This is a genomic window from Candidatus Baltobacteraceae bacterium, from assembly GCA_036489885.1.
Taxonomy (GTDB): domain Bacteria; phylum Vulcanimicrobiota; class Vulcanimicrobiia; order Vulcanimicrobiales; family Vulcanimicrobiaceae; genus JAFAMS01.
Genome location: DASXEW010000003.1, coordinates 1,276,149 through 1,296,992 on the forward strand (window position 1 = coordinate 1,276,149; position 20,844 = coordinate 1,296,992).

At 58.2% G+C, this 20,844-nt stretch carries 18 protein-coding genes; 6 read left to right on the top strand and 12 right to left on the bottom strand.

All coding sequences use genetic code 11. From position 1 onward, the window contains the following. Positions 1-14 precede the first annotated feature (14 nt). Genes VGG22_12210 through VGG22_12225 form a run of 4 tightly spaced genes read right to left on the bottom strand, consistent with a single transcriptional unit; the run spans position 15 to position 3,743 of the window. Positions 15-1,535 carry a tripartite tricarboxylate transporter permease gene (locus VGG22_12210; protein ID HEY1729132.1) on the bottom strand — a complete coding sequence of 507 codons (1,521 nt, stop codon included), beginning with the start codon at positions 1,533-1,535 and terminating at the stop codon, positions 15-17. Position 1,536: 1 nt separating this feature from the next. Continuing rightward, positions 1,537-2,010 (bottom strand): tripartite tricarboxylate transporter TctB family protein, encoded by a 474-nt coding sequence (locus VGG22_12215; GenBank protein ID HEY1729133.1) that lies wholly within the window; start codon positions 2,008-2,010, stop codon positions 1,537-1,539. Continuing rightward, a complete protein-coding gene (locus VGG22_12220) occupies positions 2,010-2,975 on the bottom strand; it encodes a tripartite tricarboxylate transporter substrate binding protein (GenBank protein ID HEY1729134.1) in 966 nt (321 codons plus the stop codon). The genes VGG22_12215 and VGG22_12220 overlap by 1 nt, the downstream gene beginning before the upstream one ends. A gap of 27 nt (positions 2,976-3,002) precedes the next feature. Continuing rightward, the gene (locus VGG22_12225) at positions 3,003-3,743 is read right to left on the bottom strand and encodes a GntR family transcriptional regulator (GenBank protein HEY1729135.1); all 741 of its coding nucleotides are present in this window, start codon (positions 3,741-3,743) and stop codon (positions 3,003-3,005) included. A 103-nt stretch (positions 3,744-3,846) separates the two neighbouring features. Here VGG22_12225 and VGG22_12230 point away from each other — a divergent pair, with 103 nt between their 5' ends. Both VGG22_12230 and VGG22_12235 read left to right on the top strand, forming a co-directional pair. Beyond that, the gene (locus VGG22_12230; protein HEY1729136.1) at positions 3,847-5,229 is read left to right on the top strand and encodes a radical SAM protein; all 1,383 of its coding nucleotides are present in this window, start codon (positions 3,847-3,849) and stop codon (positions 5,227-5,229) included. A 7-nt stretch (positions 5,230-5,236) separates the two neighbouring features. Further along, positions 5,237-5,572 carry a ferredoxin family protein gene (locus tag VGG22_12235; GenBank protein ID HEY1729137.1) on the top strand — a complete coding sequence of 112 codons (336 nt, stop codon included), beginning with the start codon at positions 5,237-5,239 and terminating at the stop codon, positions 5,570-5,572. On the opposite strand, the gene VGG22_12240 is transcribed toward VGG22_12235, so the two are convergent. Further along, on the bottom strand, positions 5,562-6,065 hold the full coding sequence (locus tag VGG22_12240) for a hypothetical protein (protein ID HEY1729138.1): 504 nt from the start codon (positions 6,063-6,065) through the stop codon (positions 5,562-5,564). The genes VGG22_12235 and VGG22_12240 overlap by 11 nt on opposite strands. A gap of 6 nt (positions 6,066-6,071) precedes the next feature. Beyond that, positions 6,072-7,283, bottom strand: coding sequence for a CoA transferase (locus VGG22_12245; protein HEY1729139.1), 1,212 nt, complete (start codon positions 7,281-7,283; stop codon positions 6,072-6,074). A gap of 43 nt (positions 7,284-7,326) precedes the next feature. On the opposite strand from VGG22_12245, the gene VGG22_12250 reads away from it, so the two are divergent. Both VGG22_12250 and VGG22_12255 read left to right on the top strand, forming a co-directional pair. Next, the gene (locus VGG22_12250) at positions 7,327-8,067 is read left to right on the top strand and encodes a glucose 1-dehydrogenase (GenBank protein ID HEY1729140.1); all 741 of its coding nucleotides are present in this window, start codon (positions 7,327-7,329) and stop codon (positions 8,065-8,067) included. Positions 8,068-8,332: 265 nt separating this feature from the next. Beyond that, a complete protein-coding gene (locus tag VGG22_12255; GenBank protein HEY1729141.1) occupies positions 8,333-9,148 on the top strand; it encodes a dienelactone hydrolase family protein in 816 nt (271 codons plus the stop codon). Positions 9,149-9,155: 7 nt separating this feature from the next. Here the strand turns inward: VGG22_12255 and VGG22_12260 are convergent, their stop codons facing one another. Both VGG22_12260 and VGG22_12265 read right to left on the bottom strand, forming a co-directional pair. Continuing rightward, positions 9,156-10,202, bottom strand: a complete 1,047-nt coding sequence (locus VGG22_12260; protein ID HEY1729142.1) for a hypothetical protein — start codon at positions 10,200-10,202, stop codon at positions 9,156-9,158. Between the two features lie 74 nt (positions 10,203-10,276). Beyond that, positions 10,277-10,693 (bottom strand): PIN domain-containing protein, encoded by a 417-nt coding sequence (locus VGG22_12265; protein HEY1729143.1) that lies wholly within the window; start codon positions 10,691-10,693, stop codon positions 10,277-10,279. Positions 10,694-10,972: 279 nt separating this feature from the next. On the opposite strand from VGG22_12265, the gene dinB reads away from it, so the two are divergent. Further along, positions 10,973-12,013, top strand: coding sequence for a DNA polymerase IV (gene dinB / locus VGG22_12270; protein ID HEY1729144.1), 1,041 nt, complete (start codon positions 10,973-10,975; stop codon positions 12,011-12,013). On the opposite strand, the gene VGG22_12275 is transcribed toward dinB, so the two are convergent. Further along, entirely contained in the window at positions 12,010-12,240 is a 231-nt protein-coding gene (locus tag VGG22_12275) for a hypothetical protein (GenBank protein ID HEY1729145.1), read from the bottom strand. The genes dinB and VGG22_12275 overlap by 4 nt on opposite strands. Positions 12,241-12,339: 99 nt before the next feature. Between VGG22_12275 and VGG22_12280 the strand changes: the two genes are divergently transcribed. Then, entirely contained in the window at positions 12,340-13,872 is a 1,533-nt protein-coding gene (locus VGG22_12280; protein ID HEY1729146.1) for a hypothetical protein, read from the top strand. Between the two features lie 61 nt (positions 13,873-13,933). Here the strand turns inward: VGG22_12280 and VGG22_12285 are convergent, their stop codons facing one another. The 3 genes from VGG22_12285 to VGG22_12295 are packed head-to-tail and all read right to left on the bottom strand — an operon-like array spanning position 13,934 to position 19,471. Continuing rightward, positions 13,934-15,433 carry a class I SAM-dependent DNA methyltransferase gene (locus VGG22_12285; GenBank protein HEY1729147.1) on the bottom strand — a complete coding sequence of 500 codons (1,500 nt, stop codon included), beginning with the start codon at positions 15,431-15,433 and terminating at the stop codon, positions 13,934-13,936. Further along, positions 15,423-16,739 carry a restriction endonuclease subunit S gene (locus VGG22_12290; protein HEY1729148.1) on the bottom strand — a complete coding sequence of 439 codons (1,317 nt, stop codon included), beginning with the start codon at positions 16,737-16,739 and terminating at the stop codon, positions 15,423-15,425. The genes VGG22_12285 and VGG22_12290 overlap by 11 nt, the downstream gene beginning before the upstream one ends. After that, positions 16,736-19,471, bottom strand: a complete 2,736-nt coding sequence (locus tag VGG22_12295; GenBank protein ID HEY1729149.1) for a type I restriction-modification enzyme R subunit C-terminal domain-containing protein — start codon at positions 19,469-19,471, stop codon at positions 16,736-16,738. The genes VGG22_12290 and VGG22_12295 overlap by 4 nt, the downstream gene beginning before the upstream one ends. Positions 19,472-20,844 lie beyond the last annotated feature (1,373 nt).

A 20,844-nucleotide genomic window follows, 5' to 3' on the forward strand; every position in this document is an offset into this window, starting at 1 on the left:
GGAATTCCTCTTTCTTACGCGCGATTTAGCAAATTAACGGAGACGAGTTTCTTGGAGGCTTTTTCTCTGAGCCGCCGCTGTTGCACGATGCCCAATATCACGACGAGTACAGACGCGATGAGAAACACCAACGCAATCGGACTCTGCACGAAAGGCATGAAGCTCCCGTCGCTCACGTACAGTGCCCGCCGAAGGTTCGACTCGATGATCGGCCCGATGATCAGGCCTAATATCATTGCAGGTACTGAAAACCCGAAGCGATCCATGACGTAACCAAGTACGCCGAAGAAGAAGGCCAAGACGATATGGAATGGATTTGATTTTTGGACGAAGCTCCCAAAAATGCAAAGGACCAAAATTCCGATGGCCAGCGGACGACGCGGGATGCTTAACGTTCGAACCCATAGACGCGTTGTGGCTAAGCCGAGGATCCACAATGCGGCCGTCGAGATGATGAGGCCGAAGAAGAGCTCGTAGACGATGTTCGCGTTGTTGGTCATCAAAAGCGGTCCCGGTGCGAGACCACCGATCATCATCGCGCCCATGATTATCGCCGACGTCGGTGTCCCAGGTATGCCCAGCGTCAGCATTGGGATCAAGGTCGAGTGCATCACCGCCGCGTTCGTGGCTTCCGGTGCGACGATTCCCTCAGGGATGCCAGTGCCGAATTCTTCCGGACGCTTTGACGCCGAGCGCGCGATATTGTAGGTGATCCAAGGTGGAACGCTTCCTGATAGACCGGGAAGCAAACCGAAGAAAAAGCCCACTACGGATCCCATGATAGTGGTGGGCAATACGGCGCGAAACTCTTTCCACGATAACCAGACGCGATAGCGCCCCGGATCTTTCGCATCATTTGATACGAGATTCGAACTTTTCGCCGACAGCAAACGCAAAGCTTCAGCGATTGCAAACAGTCCGACGAGCGCCGGCAAGATCGACACTCCGTCGCTCAACGAGACAGATCCGAACGTGAAGCGAGGCGTATTCGTCACGAGATCGAGACCTACGGTGCTGAACAACAGACCCAAGACGGCAGAAGTCAGACCCTCGAGCGGTGCTTTTGCCGTGAGGCTCGAGATTGCCGCCAACGCGAAGACGCCGAGTGCTGCGAACTCCGGCGAGCCGAGTGCAAGCGCCACGGCGCTGATCGGCATTGTTAACGCGAAGAGTCCGGCAATGCCGACATACGAACCGAAGATTGCCGACCAGAGCGAATAGGAAAACGCTTTGCCTGGCTGTCCGCGCTTCGTCATTCCGTAACCATCGGGAATCGTCGCCGCGGAATTCGGCGAACCCGGCGTTGCGAACGCGATCGCCGTGATCGACCCTCCGTATTCAGCTGCTTGGTACAAGCTCACGTAGAACAAGAGCGCGTCGCCAACCGGCAGGTAGAAGCTCAGCGGCAGCAAGAGCGCGATTCCCACTGCGGGGCCGATTCCAGGCAAGGCGCCTAGGAACAATCCCGCGACCGTTCCGAGCAGCAATGCGAGTATGCCGTGAAGGCTTAAGATTTCGTGGAGAATTTGTCCCATGTCATAGGAACCCGAGGTTGAGCCACGGCGGTGTGGGGAATTGCGTCTGCAATACGTTGTGAAGCAAGAAGTAAACGAGCGCAACGAAGGCGACGAGTCCGACGAGCGCCACCCGCCGGTGCTCGCGCACCGTGAAGACGACGAGCAAAACGGAAGCGATCATCGTGTCGAGGAGAAATCCAAGAGGTCGGAAGAGCGCGACGTAGACGATCATGACCAAAATGGCGCTGGCGAATTGTTTTGGATCGTACTCAGTCTCGCTCTGCGTTACTCGTGCAGGGCGAATGAGTCCGGCAATACCGAGCAAAACGAGACCGGCTCCAAGGATAGATGGGAGAAGCGCGGGGCCGTAGGTGCCAAATTGACGCGTTGGATCAAAGGTTTGGCTGGCGGCAAGCGCGCCGGCCCCGATCACTGCAGTGCCGAAATAGCAGGCTCGTTTGAAAACCGAGAGCCTGCGCTCGACGCCCATCATTACTTACCGCAGACGGCGGGATTCGCGCGGCGTGCTTCGTCCACGTCGTTCACGAGCGTCTTCCCGAAGTCAACGGGTCCCGCGTAGGTGCCAACCTGGACCTGACGCTGTTCGTAGTCTTTCCATTCTTGCGTCGTCGTAACGCTCTTGATCGCTTGTGCCATGCGTTGGACGAAATCGTCGGGAGTGCCGCGACGTGCTACGATACCGCGCCAAAAGAAATCCGTGAAGTCGTAACCGTATTGCGAAAGCGTCGGAACGTCGGGAAGAAATGGATAGGGATGGACCGGCGAAGCGACGGCAAGAATGCGAATCTTACCGGCCTTCGTCAAGTTGTAGAAGTTGCTCGTCGTACCGAGGCCCGCGTCCGCGTGTCCTCCCAAGACGGCGGCGACTTGCGCCGGGCCGCCTCCATAGGGTACGCACTTGAGGTCAATTTTTGCGGCGGTCTCGAGCTTTGCAACATCCTGCGCGAGCGCGCTCAACGTGCCAAACGTTGATACGGTTAGCCTTCCGGGATTCTTGCGCGCGTAATCGACGAGGTCGGGAAGCGTCTTGAACGGGCTGTCGCTGCGCACGTAAAACGATGTCGCCTCAGCAGTGAGCTCCGCAATTGCTTGGAAGTCGCTCACGGGATACGACGTCTTCGGATTGGCCCACGGATAGGTCGAGTCTTTCGTCACGAAAAGAAACGAGTAACCGTCGGCCGGCAGCTCCAAGATATCCTTGAGCGATATCTCGGCATTACCACCGGGAACGTCGACGACGACGACAGGCTGTCCTAATATTTTGCGTAGTCCCTGCGCCAACTGTCGCGCTTCAAGGTCTGCCGGCGTGCCTACCGGATAGCCGACATAGATGGAAACGGCTTTCGTCGGCCACGCGTCGCTCGAAGAGACAGGCTTCGGCTGCGTGCCGAGTGTGAAAACGATTGCAGCCGTCAGGAAAACAAGACCAATGCGCATTGACGTCCCCTCGAAGCGCTGGTAGCGCTATGCTCTTGGTGTTTTTGAGTCTATTTCAAATGTTGCGGCGTAAACGAAGCGATCGGGATGATACAAAGAATTTCCAGTCATCACGATTCGGCCGTCTTCCGTTTCTAAGCGAAGGTCGCGATCGAGTACGGGCGCTCCGATAGCGAGACCAAGGAGTTGTGCTTCCTCCTCGGAGACCGTGGAAGCGCGAATCGTAAGCGTAGCCTGACGCAGCCGGCCGGCGAGACGTTGTTGAATCAATCTCATGACACCGGTCTCGAGAATTTCTTCATCGCTGAGATCTGCGTTGATATCTGCAGGAAGATAGCGATTGTCGAGCGCGACGGCATACCCATCGACGAATCGTCGTCTCCGAATATACGCAACGAGCGTTCCGGGTTCGACGCCGAGCTGACTTGCAAGCCACATGTTCGCCGCGACGAGATTCCGCTTCAGGATCTCGACTCTAAAGTCGCGCCCCGGAAACCGCCAGCGCTCGAGATACCGTTCGAGCGAGTTCAAAGAGCCCTGAACCGGTGTGCGCGCGATGAATGTTCCGCGACCGCGTTGGCGCACGAGTAGTCCCTCGGCGACGAGATCCTGAACGGCCTGGCGTACCGTCATCGGGCTCACCTTGAACTCCGCGACGAGCGCCGTATCACTGAAGTCCGTGTCCTGCCCTTGGGCTATGCGTTGCCGAAGGACGCCGGCGATTTGGGCCCAGAGTGGAACTGTTGCGCGCGGCTTCTGTAGCGGCATCTTATCAAACCTCTAGAGAACTCACAGGTTCTTCAATAACATCTAGAGAAATACCCCTTTAACAAGTCCAATGCTCTAGAAGAACCAGGGGGAAGCGATGGCCGTGGCAACGACAACGGAAAGGCCGGCGGAGAAACCAGTTGGGGCCGACGATCCGCGGTTTCAGAAGCGAACGCAGCGCTACCATCCGGTCATCCTCAAGTTCGAGCTGCTCGCGCAAGGCTTACGCGTGGCGCCGAACGCCGCGGAGCGGATCGGGAAAACGCAAAAGCCGGATCACGCTGTCGGCGCGGTCGGTAAGCATCCGCTGGACATGATTTTAGAGCCGGGCAAAGTCTACGTCGGCGTGCCGGTCGGCGAAGCAGTGAACGGGCATTTCACCGCAGGCACTCCCTTTACGCTCGAGCTCGACGGAGATCAATTCTACATCGGCAAGAAGCCGGCGCGTCTCCTCGACGATGGCCGCTGGCAGTGTTTAGACGACAACGCCAAAGCCGAACGCCTCATGAACGCGATCTTACCAGCGCGTCCGCACTACTATGAGATGAAGACGTCGCGCGGTCTACCTATGCGGAACATCATGCCGATGACGGGCGATTTCGGCGGTGCGACAATATTTCCGCATTGCTTGTACTTCGGGCGTTTCCTCGAAGAGTACAAAGGAACGGAATGCCGTTTTTGCGGGATCGATCAGAATCTCGAGTCTGGTCGGGACGCATTTCCGAAGACGCCGGAAGACTTTCTTGAAACGATTGCCGAGGCGCGTAAGCATCCATTCTTTCGCCATGGCCCGGTGTTCGCGGGCGGCTCGACGCCGCCACCGGATCGTGGAGCCAAAGTGCATGCAAAATTCCTGAAGCCTATAAAAGAAGCGTTTCCGGACAACTGGCTTCGCCTGACGATTGCGCCACCCGACGACGAGCGTTACGTCGATATGCTCTTTGAAGCGGGCGCCGACATGGTTGGTTACAACTACGAGATTTTCGATCCGCAATTGTTCGCGCGTCTCTGCCCCGGTAAAGTGAAAGACATCGAGAACGGGATTCCCGGTCACGCAAAATATGACAAGATGATCCGGTACATGGTCCGGACGTTCGGAACCGGACATGCGAATGCGAATCTCTTGGCTGGGCTCGAGCCTGTACAGAGCACGGTGAATGGGATCACGCATCTCGCATCGATGGGCGTCATCCCGACGATCTTCGTCTTCGTTCCGCTCAAGGGAACGGCGCTCGAAGATCAACGGCCGCCCAGCGTACGCGAGATGATCTACATCTTCATGAGGCTCAAGGAAATTACCGAGCGGTTTGGTGTTGATACTTATTGCGCGGGATGCAATCGTTTCGTCATCAACACCAAATATTATGACGGCATCCAGCCGACGATGCCTTCGATTAGCGAGGCCGACATGCGGTACGCCGGCCTTCCCCCCGAGGACCTGAACGAAGCTCCGCCCATTCCGTTTGTCTTGAACGCCAAGTGGTGAGGTAGGCATGTCTTACGTCGTAACGGAGAGCTGCATTCGATGCAAGTACATGGACTGCGTCTCCACCTGCCCGGTGAATTGCTTTCGCGAAGGCGAAAATATGCTCGTCATCGATCAACTGACGTGTATCGATTGCGCGGCATGTGAGACGGCGTGCCCGGTCGATGCAATCGTTTCGGACGCCGTAGCTGGAACCGCTACATGGGTTGAGCTTAACCGTAAGTACGCAGCGGTCTGGCCCGTCATTCTGGAGAGAGGCGAAGCTCCTCATGACGCGGACGCGTACCGTGAGGTGGCGGATAAACTCGCTTTGTTAAATCAGGCGCCCGCGGCTAGGGCGTAATCCGACGATAAATCGACCGAACGAAGCCTGAATCAAACCAAGCATTCTTCGCAAGACGCCCAAACCACGGCGTCGCCCGCGAGCGCTTCCGCTCCGCCGATTCAAGGGCGCTCAAGTCTCGCAGTTGATGTAAGGCGTGGAAAAGCAAGCCGTCATTGACTGGCTCTTCCACGAATCGGCAGCCGTCCCAACCCTTTGCCTCGAGCAGCATCGGCAAGTGTTCGGATTCATACCACGCCAGAAACTCGTTACGATAATCTTCGGGGACGCGCAGCGCGAGATAGAATAGATGGGGCCCTGCTGCCGCGCCATATTCGCCGCGGGTGAATAACGGCGTAACTGCATGCGTCTTGCCGGAGGGCGCGTCGATTGTACGTTCGTTCGTCACGGCGAGAAGCCCATCGCCATCTTCGCGGCTATACCATTCGATCGATCCATTTTTCGCCTCGACGCGGGGCGGTGGGTTTGCTTTTTCGAATTCAACGATCAGCATTCTATCTCAAATCTTGGCGTACACCTGACCGAAAGCACCTTCGCCGCCAAGCTTCGCGATCTTCGTATCGTCGTAATCTAAGAGATCGCGCAAGATCGTCGCAGCGTGCTCGTTGCGCAGCGGCGCGCGATGCGCTTCGGGGACTTCCGCGCCGACTTTGACGGGTGTTCCGACCGAACGCACGCGCCCGAGCGTCGGGTGATCGTATTCGACGATCATGTCGCGCGCGGTCGTGTGCGGCTCGGCCAGCGCTTCGGGGATCGTGTTGACGGGACCGCACGGCACGCCGGCTCCACTCAGGATTGCGAGCCAGTCGGCTGACTTCTTCGCAAGCATAACCGGTGCGATGATCGCTTGTAGCTCGGCGCGGTGCTCGCGGCGTGCGGTGAAATCCGCGTAGCGCGCATTCTGCGCCAGATCGCCGCGTCCGATCGTCTCGGCAAATCGCTCCCAAAACTTTTGCTTGGCGCATGCGATCACGATCCAACCGTCGGCAGTCTGAAAATTCTGGAACGGAAAGATCGAGGGATGCGCCGAGTGTCCGATGCGCTCGGGAACGTCGCCGGCAGAGAGATTCCAGGTTGCGAGATAATTCGTCATCCCGATTGCAACGTCGAACAGACTCGTGTCGCAATCCACGCCTTTGCCGTCGCGTCGCGCGGCGTGAATGCCGATCATCAGCGCGAGCGCGGCGACGTAGCCGCCCGCAAAGTCGACGACGGAGAGTCCGGATTTTGTCGGCGGCCCATCGGGCTCGCCCGTGACGCTCATCCAACCCGCGATGCCTTGCAGAATGTAGTCGTAGGCGGGATCTTTACTGCGCGGTCCGGTCATACCGAAGCCGGAGAGCGAGCAGCACACGATGCGCGGATTCGCGTCTTTGAGATCGTCATACGTGATGCGTAGCTTTTTCGGAATGTCGCCGCGCAAATTCGAGAAGACCGCATCGCTCTTGCGCACAAGATCGAGAAACACGGCGCGTCCGGCGTCGGAGAGTAAATCGAGATCGAGGGTGCGCTTGTTGCGATTGAATGCTTCGAAGAATAGGCTGTCCGAGCCGGTCTGATGCGGCGGGACGTAGCGCGAGACGTCGCCGTTCGTGCGCGGGTCTTCGATCTTGATCACGTCCGCGCCGAGGTCGGCGAGATGGATCGTGCCCCACGGTCCGGCGCCGTACTGCTCGACCGCGAGGATGCGGACGTCTGCAAGCGGTTTCATGCTGCAAGACGTTCGACGTTCGAGCGTCGAAAGACCCCGGTCCATGCGTCTCTCAGGCAAAGTTGCGATCGTGACCGGCGGCGGCTCCGGATTCGGTGCGGAGATCTGCCGGAAATTCAAGGAAGAAGGCGCGCAAGTCGCCGTCCTTGACGTGAATGCGGAGGGCGGCAAGCGCGTCGCGGATGAGATCGGCGGCAAGTTCTTTCGCTGCGACGTGAGCAAACGCGAAGAGATCGCAGCCGCGGTCTACGGCACGCTGGTTGCGTACGATAAGATCGACGTCTACGTGAACAATGCCGGTATCACGCATACCAACAAGCCGGTGCTCGAGATCGAAGAAGAGTGGTTCGACAAGATCTTCGCCGTGAACGTCAAGGCGATTTTTCTTTCGGCGCTCGAGATGGTGCCGATCTATCGCAAGCAAGGCGGCGGCGTGATCATCAATATCTGCTCGACCGCGGGCGTGCGCCCGCGTCCTGGGCTTGTCGTCTACAATTCATCGAAAGGCGCCGCGATTACGATGACGCGCGCGCTTGCGATCGAGCTCGCGCCGGATAACATTCGCGTCACCGCGATCAATCCGGTCGCGGGCGAAACGCCGCTGCTCAAAGAATTCATGGGCGGCGACACGCCCGAACTGCGCGAGAAGTTCCGCAGCACCGTCCCGCTCGGCCGTCTCTCGAAGCCGCGCGATATCGCGAACATGGCAGCGTTTCTCGCATCCGATGAAGCCGAGCTGCTTACCGGCGTCGCCATCGAAGTCGACGGCGGAAGATGTATATGATTTGTCATCCCGAGCGTAGGGCGCGCAGCGCCCGTAGTCGAGGGAGCGCGGTAATGCACGCATTATCGGGCGCACGTACCACGCGCGCGTTACCGGGCGCACGTACGATTGCCGCCAGAGTCCTATTACGCGCAAAGGGCCGCCTCACGCGACGATCGCGAGCAGCGGCGCGATGTGGCATGGCACGGTGTGGAGAGGCACGATAGTGTTGCTTTGTCATTCCGAGCGTAGGGCGCGCAGCGCCCGTAGTCGAGGGACCGCGATAATGTTCGCTCTCTTCCTTATATGCACGTCATACGCGCGCGCCAATAGTCAAGAGATCGTCCACTTCCCGACGATCCCCGCGAGCACGGTAGAACTCGACGGCTACCTGTATCTGCCCTCAACACCGGGACAACACGCCGCCGTTGTTTTCTTGCACGGATGCGGCGGGTTGATGTCGCGCTCCACACACAAACCCGAATCGCGCCAAACTGCGTGGGCGAAAGTCCTGAACAACCTTGGCTACACCGTGCTGATGGTCGACAGCTTCACTCCGCGTGGCGTCAAGAGTGTTTGCTCGCCGAAGACCTGGAGCGACACCGTCTATGCAGCGCGACCGTACGATGCATATGCCGGCCTCGCATATCTCCAGTCGCGTCCCGACATCGCCTCCAAACACATCGGCGTAATGGGTTGGTCGAACGGCGGCGGCGTGACATTGCTGTCGGTCGGCACGCGCGCTCCGCACAATCCCTCGGGTTTTGCGGCCGCAGTAGCATTCTATCCCGGTTCGTGCTCGACTCTGCGTCTCGGTGAGGGTTGGTCGAGTACGATCCCGCTGCTCGTACTCGTTGGCGGAAGCGATGTCTGGACGCCGGCCGGCCCATGTGCAATCGCGCTAAAAGACAGCCCGAACACGCGACTTAAAATTTATCCCGGCGCGTATCACGATTTCGATTGGCCAGGCATGGCCGTCCATTCGTCGCCGGGTTTCACGACGAGCGCGGGCGTTGTACCAATCGAAGGCGAGAACCCCGAGGCCCACGCGGACGCGCTCAAGATCGTCGCCGAGTTCTTCGCGCGCTATCTCCGTAGCTGAAATAATCTTACAGCGACGGTTGATAGCCGTCGGGCACTCCAAAAATGGCATCGTCGACCGGGACAAGGCCCTTGTACGACTCGAGCGCCCCAAGACTTCGAATAGTCATTGTTGTCGACTGAGTAGGATGCGCCGTCGTGAGTCGTAGGACGCTCAAGTTGCCAACTGCAACAGGTAGCCCGCGGAAGGGTTCTTGTTGCTCTCCCATATCTGATCCGGTTATAGGATCGATATACGCAGTCCAGCCGTCTCCCGCCGACGATGCATGCCCCTCCGTAAGGCAGCCTGCTACTCCGGGAAGAAATTCAGACGACGAGATGCCGTGGTGAGCGAGCAGCCCGCCTACGATCTTTGTCCTTCCGTCTGAAAATCGAGCGACTTTTACGCACGGAGGTGATTGATAGGCGGCGTGGCCACTGAACGATGGCTCCCCCACTCGCAACTGCCGTAGCTTGTAGGTTCTTTTGAGGTTGTCGAGTTCGAGAACGACGTTCTTTGCAGGCAAATAGATAATCGAAGTGTTTGCGACGACCTTGCCGTCTCTTTCGGTGATCGTATCTTGACGAGATGCGGCCGCCGAGACAGTGAACGTCTGCGTGCGAAGAAACTCAAGTTTCGGCAAGGTTGTGGTCACTTGCTCCACGTGAGAGCTCGGGGTCGCGCTCGCGCCCGTGCTCGTAGCGTTGGACGGCATCAGCATTCCGGCGTACAGCTCGCCTAACTTTGGCGCAAGAGGAGCAACGGCAGGCCCCATGCTCGCGACCGTAGTGCTGAACTGGTTACCGAGAAACGAGCTTATCAATCCCGATAGTATTCCTCCGATCGCCGGTTGCGCCGATTGCGCCGGTTGATCGTTGATAACTGTTGATGAAACGCTGTTGAATTCGTCAGCTGACGAAGATTGCGTGATGTAGACAATTGCATTGTGCGCGGGCACGGGGGGTGCAATGCCTTGGGCGGGATCGAAGCCACTCGGCGTTGCCGGGCTCACCTCAAGGGGCGCGCACGAAAAAATAAGAGATAGGCATAAGGCGATCCGAACGAGCAGCGCCATCCGGTCCTCCGATCTACGCCGCGCGAATTCGACGCCGGTTCATCCTTTCCCGGATGTCCGTTGCTTCCAAGTAATCAATTCAGAATTTGAAGTTCCGAAAAATAGCGCCGAAAGAATCCACGATCGCGCGTAAGGAGCCGGCCGCCGCGAACGTACGCATGCGCGCCGATCAGGAAGTCCGCAATCAAACGCGTGCGCGCCCCGCCGCTGCGACGATACTCAGACCAATGCTGTCCCGCCACATCAGCACATTGCTGATCGAAAGAGTCGAATTGGATCTGAGCGTCTATGAACGAGCGCTGCATGCGCTCCGCGTCTTCGAAGAAGCCGCGCATCTCTGCCCAAACAACGGGACACACGATCAGGCGACCCGCCTCGAACGCGGAACGCAACGCGGATAGCGAGGAAGCTCGGTGTTTCGGGTCGTCCGTGAGGACGTCCAAGAGCACCGAGCTATCGACCGCGGTTACCACGAGTATCGTCCAGCTCACGGCTCCAGGCCGGGCCTCGCAGCTCCTCGAGTGCGGCGTCGACGTCCATGCGAGGCAACACTCCGACTAGGGCGCTCAGCGGATCGCGCTTAGACACGCGCCGTGCGACAAGCTTGCCGTGCTCTTCCTCGAATTCAAGCTCTGTGCCCGGACCTATGGCCAAGCTGTCCCGAAGGGGCTTGGGAATCGTCACCTGCCCCTTCTCGCTGACGATGCTCTTCATACTTGTATGGTAAGAATTCCTACCTCGAAAGTCAAGCAGCGAACGTTGGCGGTTAAGTGATCGCGCATTTCGACATCGACGCGTTCTACGCGAGCGTCGCGCAGCGCGACGATCCGTCGCTGCGCGGCAAACCGCTCGCGATTGCGTGGAATTCGCGCCGCTCCGTGTGTCTGACGGCATCGTACGAAGCGCGCCCGTTCGGTGTGCGCTCCGCAATGCCGCTGCATCGCGCGCTGCAGCTATGTCCGCAGCTTCTCGTCGTGCCGCCGGATTTCACGAAGTACCGCGCCGCGTCCGACGCAGTCTTCGGCATCTTCGGCGAAGGCGGACGCGCTGTCGAAGGACTGTCGCTCGACGAAGCCTTCGTCGATCCGAAGACCACGGTCGCAGAAGAAGCCGTCGAGTTCGCCAAGCAGATTCGCGCGCGCGTGAAAGCCGAAGTCGGCTTGACGGTGAGCGCCGGCGTTGCCACCGGCAAGATGGTCGCGAAGATCGCGTCCGATTCGTGCAAGCCCGATGGCCTCGCGCTCGTCGAGCCGGGAACCGAAGCATTCTATCTCTCGCAAATGGACGTCGGCCGGCTCTGGGGCGTCGGCCCCAAGACGCGTGCACATTTAAATGAAGCCGGCATCACGACGATCGGTCAGATCGCGGTGCTCGATGATCAGAGCTTGTACGAGCTCTTCGGTCGCGGCGGCAAATCGATGCGCGAGCTGGCGCAAGGCATCGACACGCGCACGGTCGAGAGCGATCGCGAGACGCGCTCGGTCTCAAGCGAAACGACCTTCGAACATGATGTCAGCGAGGAGGCGAAGATGGCCGAAGTGATTCGCGAGCTTGCAACCGACGTCGCCCAGCGCTTGCAAAAGCACGGACTTTCCGGAACGACGATCGGCGTCAAGATCAAGCGTGCGGACTTTTCGATCACCGGTCGCCAAACGAGCCGTGCCGAACCGACCGACGATGCCGGCGTTATCGGTGACACGGCATTGCTGTGTCTGCGGCGCGTCGAGCTTGCCGGCGATCGCGTGCGCTTACTCGGCGTGCGTGTCGCTGGTCTGACGATGGAACCGCAGCGACAGATGCGCTTGGTCTAGCGCTTGACGTTCGTCACGATCAAGTCTTTGAGCTCGCGGATCTCGCCCGTAATGTCGCCGATCTCGGTCCTGAGACCGCCGATCTCGCTCGTAAGTTCAGTCCGCAGCTCGCCGATCTCGCCCTTGAGTTCGCTGCGGAGGTCATCGAAACGGACGTCGACACGATCGAAGCGCCGCGTCATCTCGGTGCGCAGGCGTGACTCGCTGTCCAGGATTCGCCCGGTCACGGCTTCGAATTCTGGGCCAAGCATGTCGCGTAGGCCTTCAGGCGTCAATTCCGGCATATGTGGACGATGCGGCTTCGATATGAATGTGGTGTTTCTTTCATGTGGATAACTCTTGTCGCGCGGACGCTCGTGTGCGCGATGCTCGCGCTCGCGCCTGTTGCGGCTGGTGCGGAGACCGTGCAAAAAGCGCTCGTGCACCATCAAGTGTCGACGGCGAATCCCGCCGCGCAAGAACTGTTCGATGAAGGCCTCACGCTCGTCTACGCCTTCAGTCGCGGCGAAGCGCAGAAACGCTTCCGCGAAGCAGCCGCGGCAGATCCGAAGCTCGCGATCGCCTGGTGGGGCGTAGCGCTTGCAGCCGGACCGAATCTCAATTACGGCATGACTGCGGAAAATTGGAAGACGGTCGCGGAAGCACTCAAGAATGCGAATGCGCTTTCGGCAAACGCGATGCCAGAAGAACAGCGCCTGATTGCGGCTGTTGCCACGCGTTATCCCGCTGGGGCGAAAGAACCAGATGGCAAGAAGTATCGCGACGCGATGGCCGCCGTCTATAAGGATTATCCGAGCGACGACGACGTCGCGACGCTGTACGTCGAGAGTTGCATGGACGTCGACGACTGGGGCTACGACAGTAAAGGCAAGCCGATCGGCAAGACGGCGGAGCTGTCAGATATTCTTAAGACGGTAATTACGCACAACTATCTGCACCCAGGCGCCAATCACTACTTCGTGCACTTGCACGACTACACGAGTGTCGCGAAGGACGCGATCCTAGAGGCCGATCGCCTCGCAAATTTCCCGGCAGAGCCTGCTGCGTCGCATCTCAACCACATGGCCGGTCATACGTATCTCGACGTCGGAGACTATGCGGGAATAGTGGAGACGGGTCGAACCGCCGTTGGAGAAGACCTCGAATACGCGAAGTCAATCGGCGTCACTCCCGGCAAGCTCGACTATTTCTATCACAATCTGGACTTCTATTCGGGTGGCGCGCTCATGATCGGCGATGTCGCCGACGCCGAACGCGGTGCCGATCTCGAATGGGAGAACAATAGCGACGTCGCGCTGCTCATCTACGCCCGGCTCGGCGAATGGTCGAAGGTGCTCTCCATGGGCGCTCCCGATCCGAAGATGCCGCTCTGGCGATCGGCGTGGCCGTACCACTATGCGCGCGGTATCGCGTTTGCATCCGAGCACAATCTCCCCGGAGCCGAAGGCGAGCTCGCCGCACTTCGTGAGAGTGTCGGCAAGGGCGGAAAATGGCCGAACTTGTTGGTGGAGATGCTTTCCGCCCGCGTCGACTATCTACAAGGCAATGTGTCGACAGCGAGTCACGAGCTGCGCGACGTGATCGCGGGTTCGGCGCAATGGCCACCAGAAGTTTTCCCCGCGTGGTACTTCCCAGCCGGCGAATGGCTTGGGTGGATATTGCTGCGAAGCCGTAACACAACCGACGCCGAGGCTGCGTTCCGCGCCGAGCTAGTTCGCACACCGCGTGACGCGCGTGCGCTTTTCGGCCTTGAGCGCACGCTCGGAGCCGAGGGGAAGGCCGCCGATGCCACTGGAGTTGGCGAGCAAATGACCGCAGCCTGGCAAGGCCCCGCGGCGGGGCTGCAGTCGACGTTTTAATTTTCTTAGGGAAACCACTTAGGATTATTGCGTCGCACCGTAATGAAAAAAGGTTCGATCGTCATTTCCCCGGGCTGTCTTCCTCAGACCGTTTCCCTATAGCCACCAGCGAAGCGGCAACTTCCGCAAACTCGGCAACGGCGGCTTGGAGGTCTTCGACGATCTCAGCGGCGAGAACGCGTGGTTCGGGAAGGTTCGCGGCATCTCCGATCGAGTCGTCGCGCAACCAGAAAAGGTCCAGACTCACCTTGTCGCGCGCGATCAGTTCGTCGTAGCTGAAGCAGCGGAAGTGCTCGGATTCCTCGCGCGCAGCGCGGTCATCCGCGCGGTAGTGGCTCACAAAGTCGTCGAGATGCTCACGGCGCAGCGGGTTCTCTTTGAGCGTAACGTGTACGTTCGTACGCAGGTCGTAAACCCAGAGAGCACGTGTCGAGGCTGCTTCCGATGCGGCTTTACGATCGAAAAACAGGACGTTTGCCTTCACGCCTTGCGCATAGAAAATGCCGGTCGGCAAGCGCAGCAAGGTGTGAACGTCGCAGTCGTGTAGAAGGCGGCGGCGGATCGTTTCGCCAGCGCCGCCTTCGAAGAGGACATTATCCGGCACGACAACTGACGCGCGGGCGCCTATCTTTAACAGGGTCTTGACGTGCTGGACGAAGTTAAGCTGCTTGTTTGAGGTCGTCGCCCAGAAATCGTCGCGCACGACAGTTAGGTCGTCTCGGCGCGACTCGCCGTTCTCTCCGACAATCGTCACCGACGATTTGCGTCCGAAAGGGGGGTTGGTCAATACCATATCGAAGCGCAGGCCGGGGTCCGCTTTCAGCGCGTCGTCGACGCGTATCGGACTGTCGGCGTCGGCCGCGGAAATTCCGTGAAGCAACATGTTCATCGCGCACAGGCGCGCGGTGTTGTCGACAATCTCCCAGCCGGAAAACGCTTCGTCGCGGAGTGCCCGCTTCTGATCGGGATCGAGGACACCGCTGCTCGCGATGTATTCGTATGCTGCGAGGAAGAAGCCGCCCGTCCCGCAGGCGGGGTCGCAGATCGTCATTTTTGCCTGCGGCCGCATCACGTCGACGATCGCACGAATAAGCGGACGCGGCGTAAAGTACTGTCCCGCACCCGACTTCGTATCCTCGGCGTTTTTCTGAAGCAGTCCTTCGTAAGCGTCGCCCTTTACGTCCGCGTCAAGCATCATCCATTGCTCGCGATTGATGAGGTCGACAATCAGACGCTTAAGCTTTGCCGGATCCTGGATGCGGTTCTGTGCCTTGCGAAACACGATCCCAAGCATTCCGGGATGGCGGCCGAGTTCAGTAAGAACATGACGATAATGGACTTCAAGTTCGTCGCCATCGAGCCTGAGAAGCGAAGCCCAATCAAGGCCTGCAGGCGTGAACGACTTACGCTGGAACGGCGGCCGCGTTAGCTCGTCGGCCATCTTGAGGAAAAGCAGATACGTGAGCTGCTCGACGTAGTCTCCGTAGGATAGCCCGTCGTCTCGCAGCGTGTGGCAATATGCCCATAACCTACCAACGAGGCCCGTCGATTCAGAGCTCAATCGCTGCGGTCCCCTGAGGCACTGCGATCCAACGGGCGTCGCCTGGGACCGAGGGTTGCTGGAAACGGCGCATGAGCCGACCGGAGAGTGCTGAGCTAAGAATTGCTTTCCGCAACTGTTTTTGCTTCGCTTCACAAATTTTCAGAGCGCTAGAGAGCCGCTCGTAGATGAAGAGTGTATCTTCCACCACGGTTACTATGCGCCGCTGCTCTTCGATGTCGAGAACAGGAAGGTCGAAAGATTTCAGCGTTGTGAGGTTCAGTGACGCAAGGTTTGTCGTTTGCTTGCCTCTGGCCTCAAACCATTTCCGGCCGACCGTGTTCGCGTAGTGGGAAACGAATCGAGGCAGATATCTCTCGGTATCCAGGCGAGCGCGGAACACATGATTTTGATGAATACAAATTGAGATTTGCCCGTCCCATACCCAGCCACGACCAAGCTTGTCTCGATCGCCGCCCTCGTTAAACAGGACGTCACCGGGGAGTAGCTTGAGGTTATTGACCTTTGCCTCCGTAGTCCTGATCGTCGCAATATCGCTCAGATCGAGGTAACCTCGCTGCACATTCGCAACCCGCAGATACGGAACTTCAACGAGACCATCGACAGCCTGCTTTGCGCTGTCTTTGGCTAGGCCGCCAACCACCTCGGCAACGTGAGCAAGTTGCACAGATTTGGACGGATCTACGAAATGAGCCTGGAAGCAAGAACTGATGCCCGCTTCAACGCGGCGTCGGGCCGCTTCGAGTGCTGCTACAGCGCCGTCGAGGCGCGAGAATTGCTCCTCGATGATTTCGACGATCCGCTGCTGTTCGGCCATTGGCGGTAGTGGTAAGGGAATATCTAGGATTGTCTTTGAGGATAAGTGTTTCACCGTAACTGACGACGTGCGCTCGTTGATGGCTGCCAGATAACCCGGAAGTGCGAGGAACAGAAAGCGCTCGTCCAATATGGCCGACTCTCTGACGCGTATTGTACAGACGCGCTGGTTTAGGAGCGCTTCCTGACCAGCCCAGCGGGCAACGCGAAATTCGCCATCCATTCCAACTACGATCTCACCATGACGAACGCGTGGCACTCCGTCGCTTGGCCCGACATACCAAGTCGATGGAGAAGTCTTTCCGACGTCTCGGATGCGTATAACGGGTTCGCCATTTGCATTTGAATTGAAACCAACGGCAGGGAACGGAAAGCCATTAATTACCTCGGCGATATCGCCGAGCCGGATTCTGCTCCAGCCACTTGCTATCGCGAGAAGCGGTGAGTTGCTCTCCGCGACGATTTGCTTCGGACTAATGCTGAGGCTCAAGCCGCCAGCGCTTCATTTAGTTCCGCCATAATTGCACTAAAATTCTCGCCGAACACCTCATTGGCCCTACCAAGTCCGCCGTGCTCGATGAATGGCGTATACTCGAAGTCGTCCTTCGAGACACCGAGGCTACCAGCAATGTGATCGCGGATTCGTTCGAGCCACTGCATCTGATCGGGAGTGAAGGTTCGTCCTGCTTGACGCTGTTGGTCGAGCCAATTCGCGAAGTTTCCCTTCACTCGCTCCGGGTACGCAACGAGTTGCGAGTCGTCACCGATCGCGTATCGCACAATCTGCACGATGTCGGCAAGCACCCGCGGACCGGAGCCACGCACTTTTGATTTGTCGAGGATCTCGTAGGCGTTCCAAAGGATCTCGGGCGTCCAACGTTGCGGAGAACGGCCGATGGTGATCGCGAGTTCCTTCACGTCCTTCCACGTCAGACGCTGCTTATAAGGGCGACTGTAGAGAATCTGCAGGGCAGTAATCTCGTCTTTGTGCTCATCCAGGTAGGCGCTGAATGACGCGACCGTTGCGCGGGCGCGGTCGGCAGCGTCCTTCGAATAGCTGGCGCGCGTCACCTCATCGACCGAAGTCGCGTCGATCACCTGATCGTAGCTTCGTCGCATTTCCACGAGCTTTTCGCGGAACGTCGGATTGTCGGCCAGCGGGATCACCGCCGCTGCAATCATTCGGTCGGCGGCCGCATGGATCTCCGCGTCTCCCGGTTCGAATGCACCCGTCGCGAGTTTCGCCGCTTCGATATGCCGGTCGGAGTCAATTGCATCCACGAGTGACTCTGCAAGCGTGGTGATCGGAATGTTCGCAACCGCTTCGAGTTCTTCGCGGTCTGGCTTCGAAAGTCGAACGTTGAGTCGTGCGAGACGCGAGGCTATTGATGACAACAGATCGGGATCACGCGACCCGAGGGCCAAATTGTGCAGCAGTTTCTCGAAGGCGACATTTGGCTTGCGGTCCATAGGTGCCGTGTCCTGAAGGTCGTGCTCAGTATCCGTGACGCCGACGGTATCCACAAGAACGAAATGATCTTTTACCTTTGCATCCGGTGTGACGGCTTGCAGGTCGGTCGGATCAATTACGCGCACTCCGCGGCCTTTCATCTGCTCGAAGAACTGCCTTGAGCGAACCATCCGCATGAATACGACGCACTCGATTGGCTTGACGTCTGTCCCCGTCGCGATCATATCGACAGTCACTGCGATTCGTGGGTTATAACTGTTGCGAAAGGCCTGAAGGAGGTCTTCTGGCTTCTGTCCTTGCGAACCGGACTTGTAAGTGATCTTCGCGGCGAATTCGTTACCCTTGCCGAACTCCTCACGCACGATTTGCACGATGTCGTCGGCGTGGCTGTCGTCTTTCGCGAAGATTAATGTCTTCGGTACTTCAGTACGATCGGGAAAGAGATCGACCTTAAGCGCGTCGTGGAAACTTCTAACAATCGTGCGAATCTGATCCTTTGCAACGACCTTGCGGTCGAGCGCCCTCGCATCGTAGGCAATGTCATCGTCAAGATGTTCAAGGCGTCTTGCGCGTGTCTGACGATCACGAAACTCGGTCACAATGCCAGCTTCGACTGTCGAACCTTGCTCGGTGATGCGTGTCGAGATGCGGTACACATCGAAATCGACGTTGACCCGGTCGGTCACAGCGCGCTCATGGCTGTACTCCATCACGAGATTCTGATTGAAAAATCCAAGCGTCTGCTTGCCAGGCGTCGCGGTTAGACCGATGACGAATGCATCGAAGTATTCAAGGACTTGACGCCAGAGGCCGTAGATCGAGCGGTGCGCCTCGTCGACGATGATGACGTCAAAAGTTTCAATCGGCACCGCCGGATTGTATACGACCTCTACCGGTTTCGCCGGCTCCAGATCATAGAGCGACTCCTCATCGAGGTCTTCTGCGAATTCGGACTCGCCTTTGAGGATGGAGTAGAGTCGCTGAATCGTAGAGATAACGACTTTCGAAACTCCATCGATGTGGTTACTCGAAAGGGATTGGACGTTATAGAGTTCGGTAACCTTGCGTCCATCGCCAGGCGTCGAAAATCCCTGAAACTCTTTAACTGTCTGACGCCCGAGGTTCGCGCGATCAACAAGAAAGAGGATACGCCGTGCGCCTCCATGTTTGATCAGGCGGTAGGCGATGTTCGCGGCCGTGAATGTCTTGCCCGAACCGGTCGCCATCTGAATGAGCGCCCGCGGACGGCCATGCGCGAGTGACTCCTCCAGATTGCGAATAGCCTCGAATTGTGCGGGCCACAAACCTTCATTAGTCAGAGGTGGAAGCTCTCGGAGACGTCCTCTCAATGTCGTTCGTTGACCAAGGATCTCCACTAGCGTCTCGGGACGGTAGAACGTAAATACACCGCGGCTCGAAGGATCCGGGTCGAATCCATTCGTGAAACGTGTCTCGACGCCAGTAGACTCGAACGCGAATGGAGGTGGCTTCACGAAAGCCGAAACTGTGGGCGGCAATCCGTCGATGTATTTTCTCGACTGGGCCTCGACACCGGTTAAAGTAGAACCCGCTTTCTTCGCTTCGATCACTCCGACGGCGTTCCGGTCAACGAATAGGAGGTAGTCAGCAGTGTCATATCCGCTGCCCATTACAAACTCGCGAACAGCAATTCCACGCGCTGCGCCCAGGTTAATGCGCTTGTAGTCCTGCACGGTCCAGCCGCACGCGACTAGCTGCCGGTCGATCTCCATCCGCGCTTTGGCTTCGGGGCCTAAGTAGTCCTCAGCGCTCAAAAAGCGGGTATCTCTCGGTAGAGCTTATCACGCGAATGTTCTTCGACGCGTGGGAGTCGTCGCCTTATGTTTCGGTGGCGGTTCTGGGTCGAGCGTCGATATGAAGCCCTCGTTTCACATTGCGGCTTGCAATCCGATTCTACGATTACCGATTCCGCGTCGACCATAATTAGGCAAGTCGTTGCCGGTGACCATCAAGTGTCGACAGTTAGATACCGCTTCTCGGCGCGACAAGGGAAGCGTTGCATCGAGCGTCGAGAGCAATAGGCTTGTCAACGCATTGGGCTCGTTACCTGCCGCATGTTGGGGACGTGCCTCACCTAAGACTCAGACGGATGCAAAATAACTGAGATAGCTGCAACATAGAAGATGGGGCGACATGGAAGCCGTTGAGCTGCTACATAAAGTTCGTCGGTTCGTGTGCGCGCCGTTTTCGGAAGCGATTCACCCGGTGTCGCATACACCTGAAACCAATGCGGGGCATCTTTGTGGAGTGTTGGAACGGTCGGACGCGGCGTGCAGCTGAGATCCTGGCTACGCGAGGATGATCGAAGATTTGATTCTCGGGATAGGACTTCGCGCGTTCGGTTGCGATACGTTCAGCAAACCTCCGCAAGTGTGTGCTTCCTGCTCTCGGCCTTGTGAGCCAAAGAGGTATTTATGGGGGAATCGGCGCTCCTCGGCAACTCAGCGTTCGTCGCGCAAGCGCCAAGGAAGGACAGCGAAGACGATCCTCGATTCCGGCGATGTGAGCGTCGCGCGTTCCGAGGTCCTTTTGGATGCGATAGCGCGCGCCTCGATCGCGGCAAGCAACGACATGGAAGATCCTCGCGTTCGGGCCGGTCTGATTCTTCTGACTACGATTCTTGAACCTATCGTCGTTGTCGAGCTCCCCGCCGCTTCTGGCCCATCGCGCTGTCCGAATTGCGATGTCCACACGGGGCCGAAGAGGTTGTTTTGCAACGAACTCTGCACCCAAGAGGCTGCCTTGGTGCGGTACGTTCGACGTGCGATCGGAGATGGGCGAATCGCCGATCTCGCCGTCCTCCGTGACGTATCGGAACGAATGTGCTCATGGTGCGCGCGGGCGGGTATCCCACGAGAAAAAGGACGGTACCGTACGATGTCCGAGCTTTTGTTTTCAAGCGCGACGGAGGTAAATGCCGCGTGTGTGGAGCTCCTGGAAGCGAGATCGATCACCTGAGAGATTCCAACGATCCGAAAGACCTGCGGCCCAACTGTAAGACATGTAACGGCGAAGCCATGGCGGCACGCGTCGTTCGCATCGACGATCCGACGATAATCGAAAAGATTATTGCTCAGAACTCTCG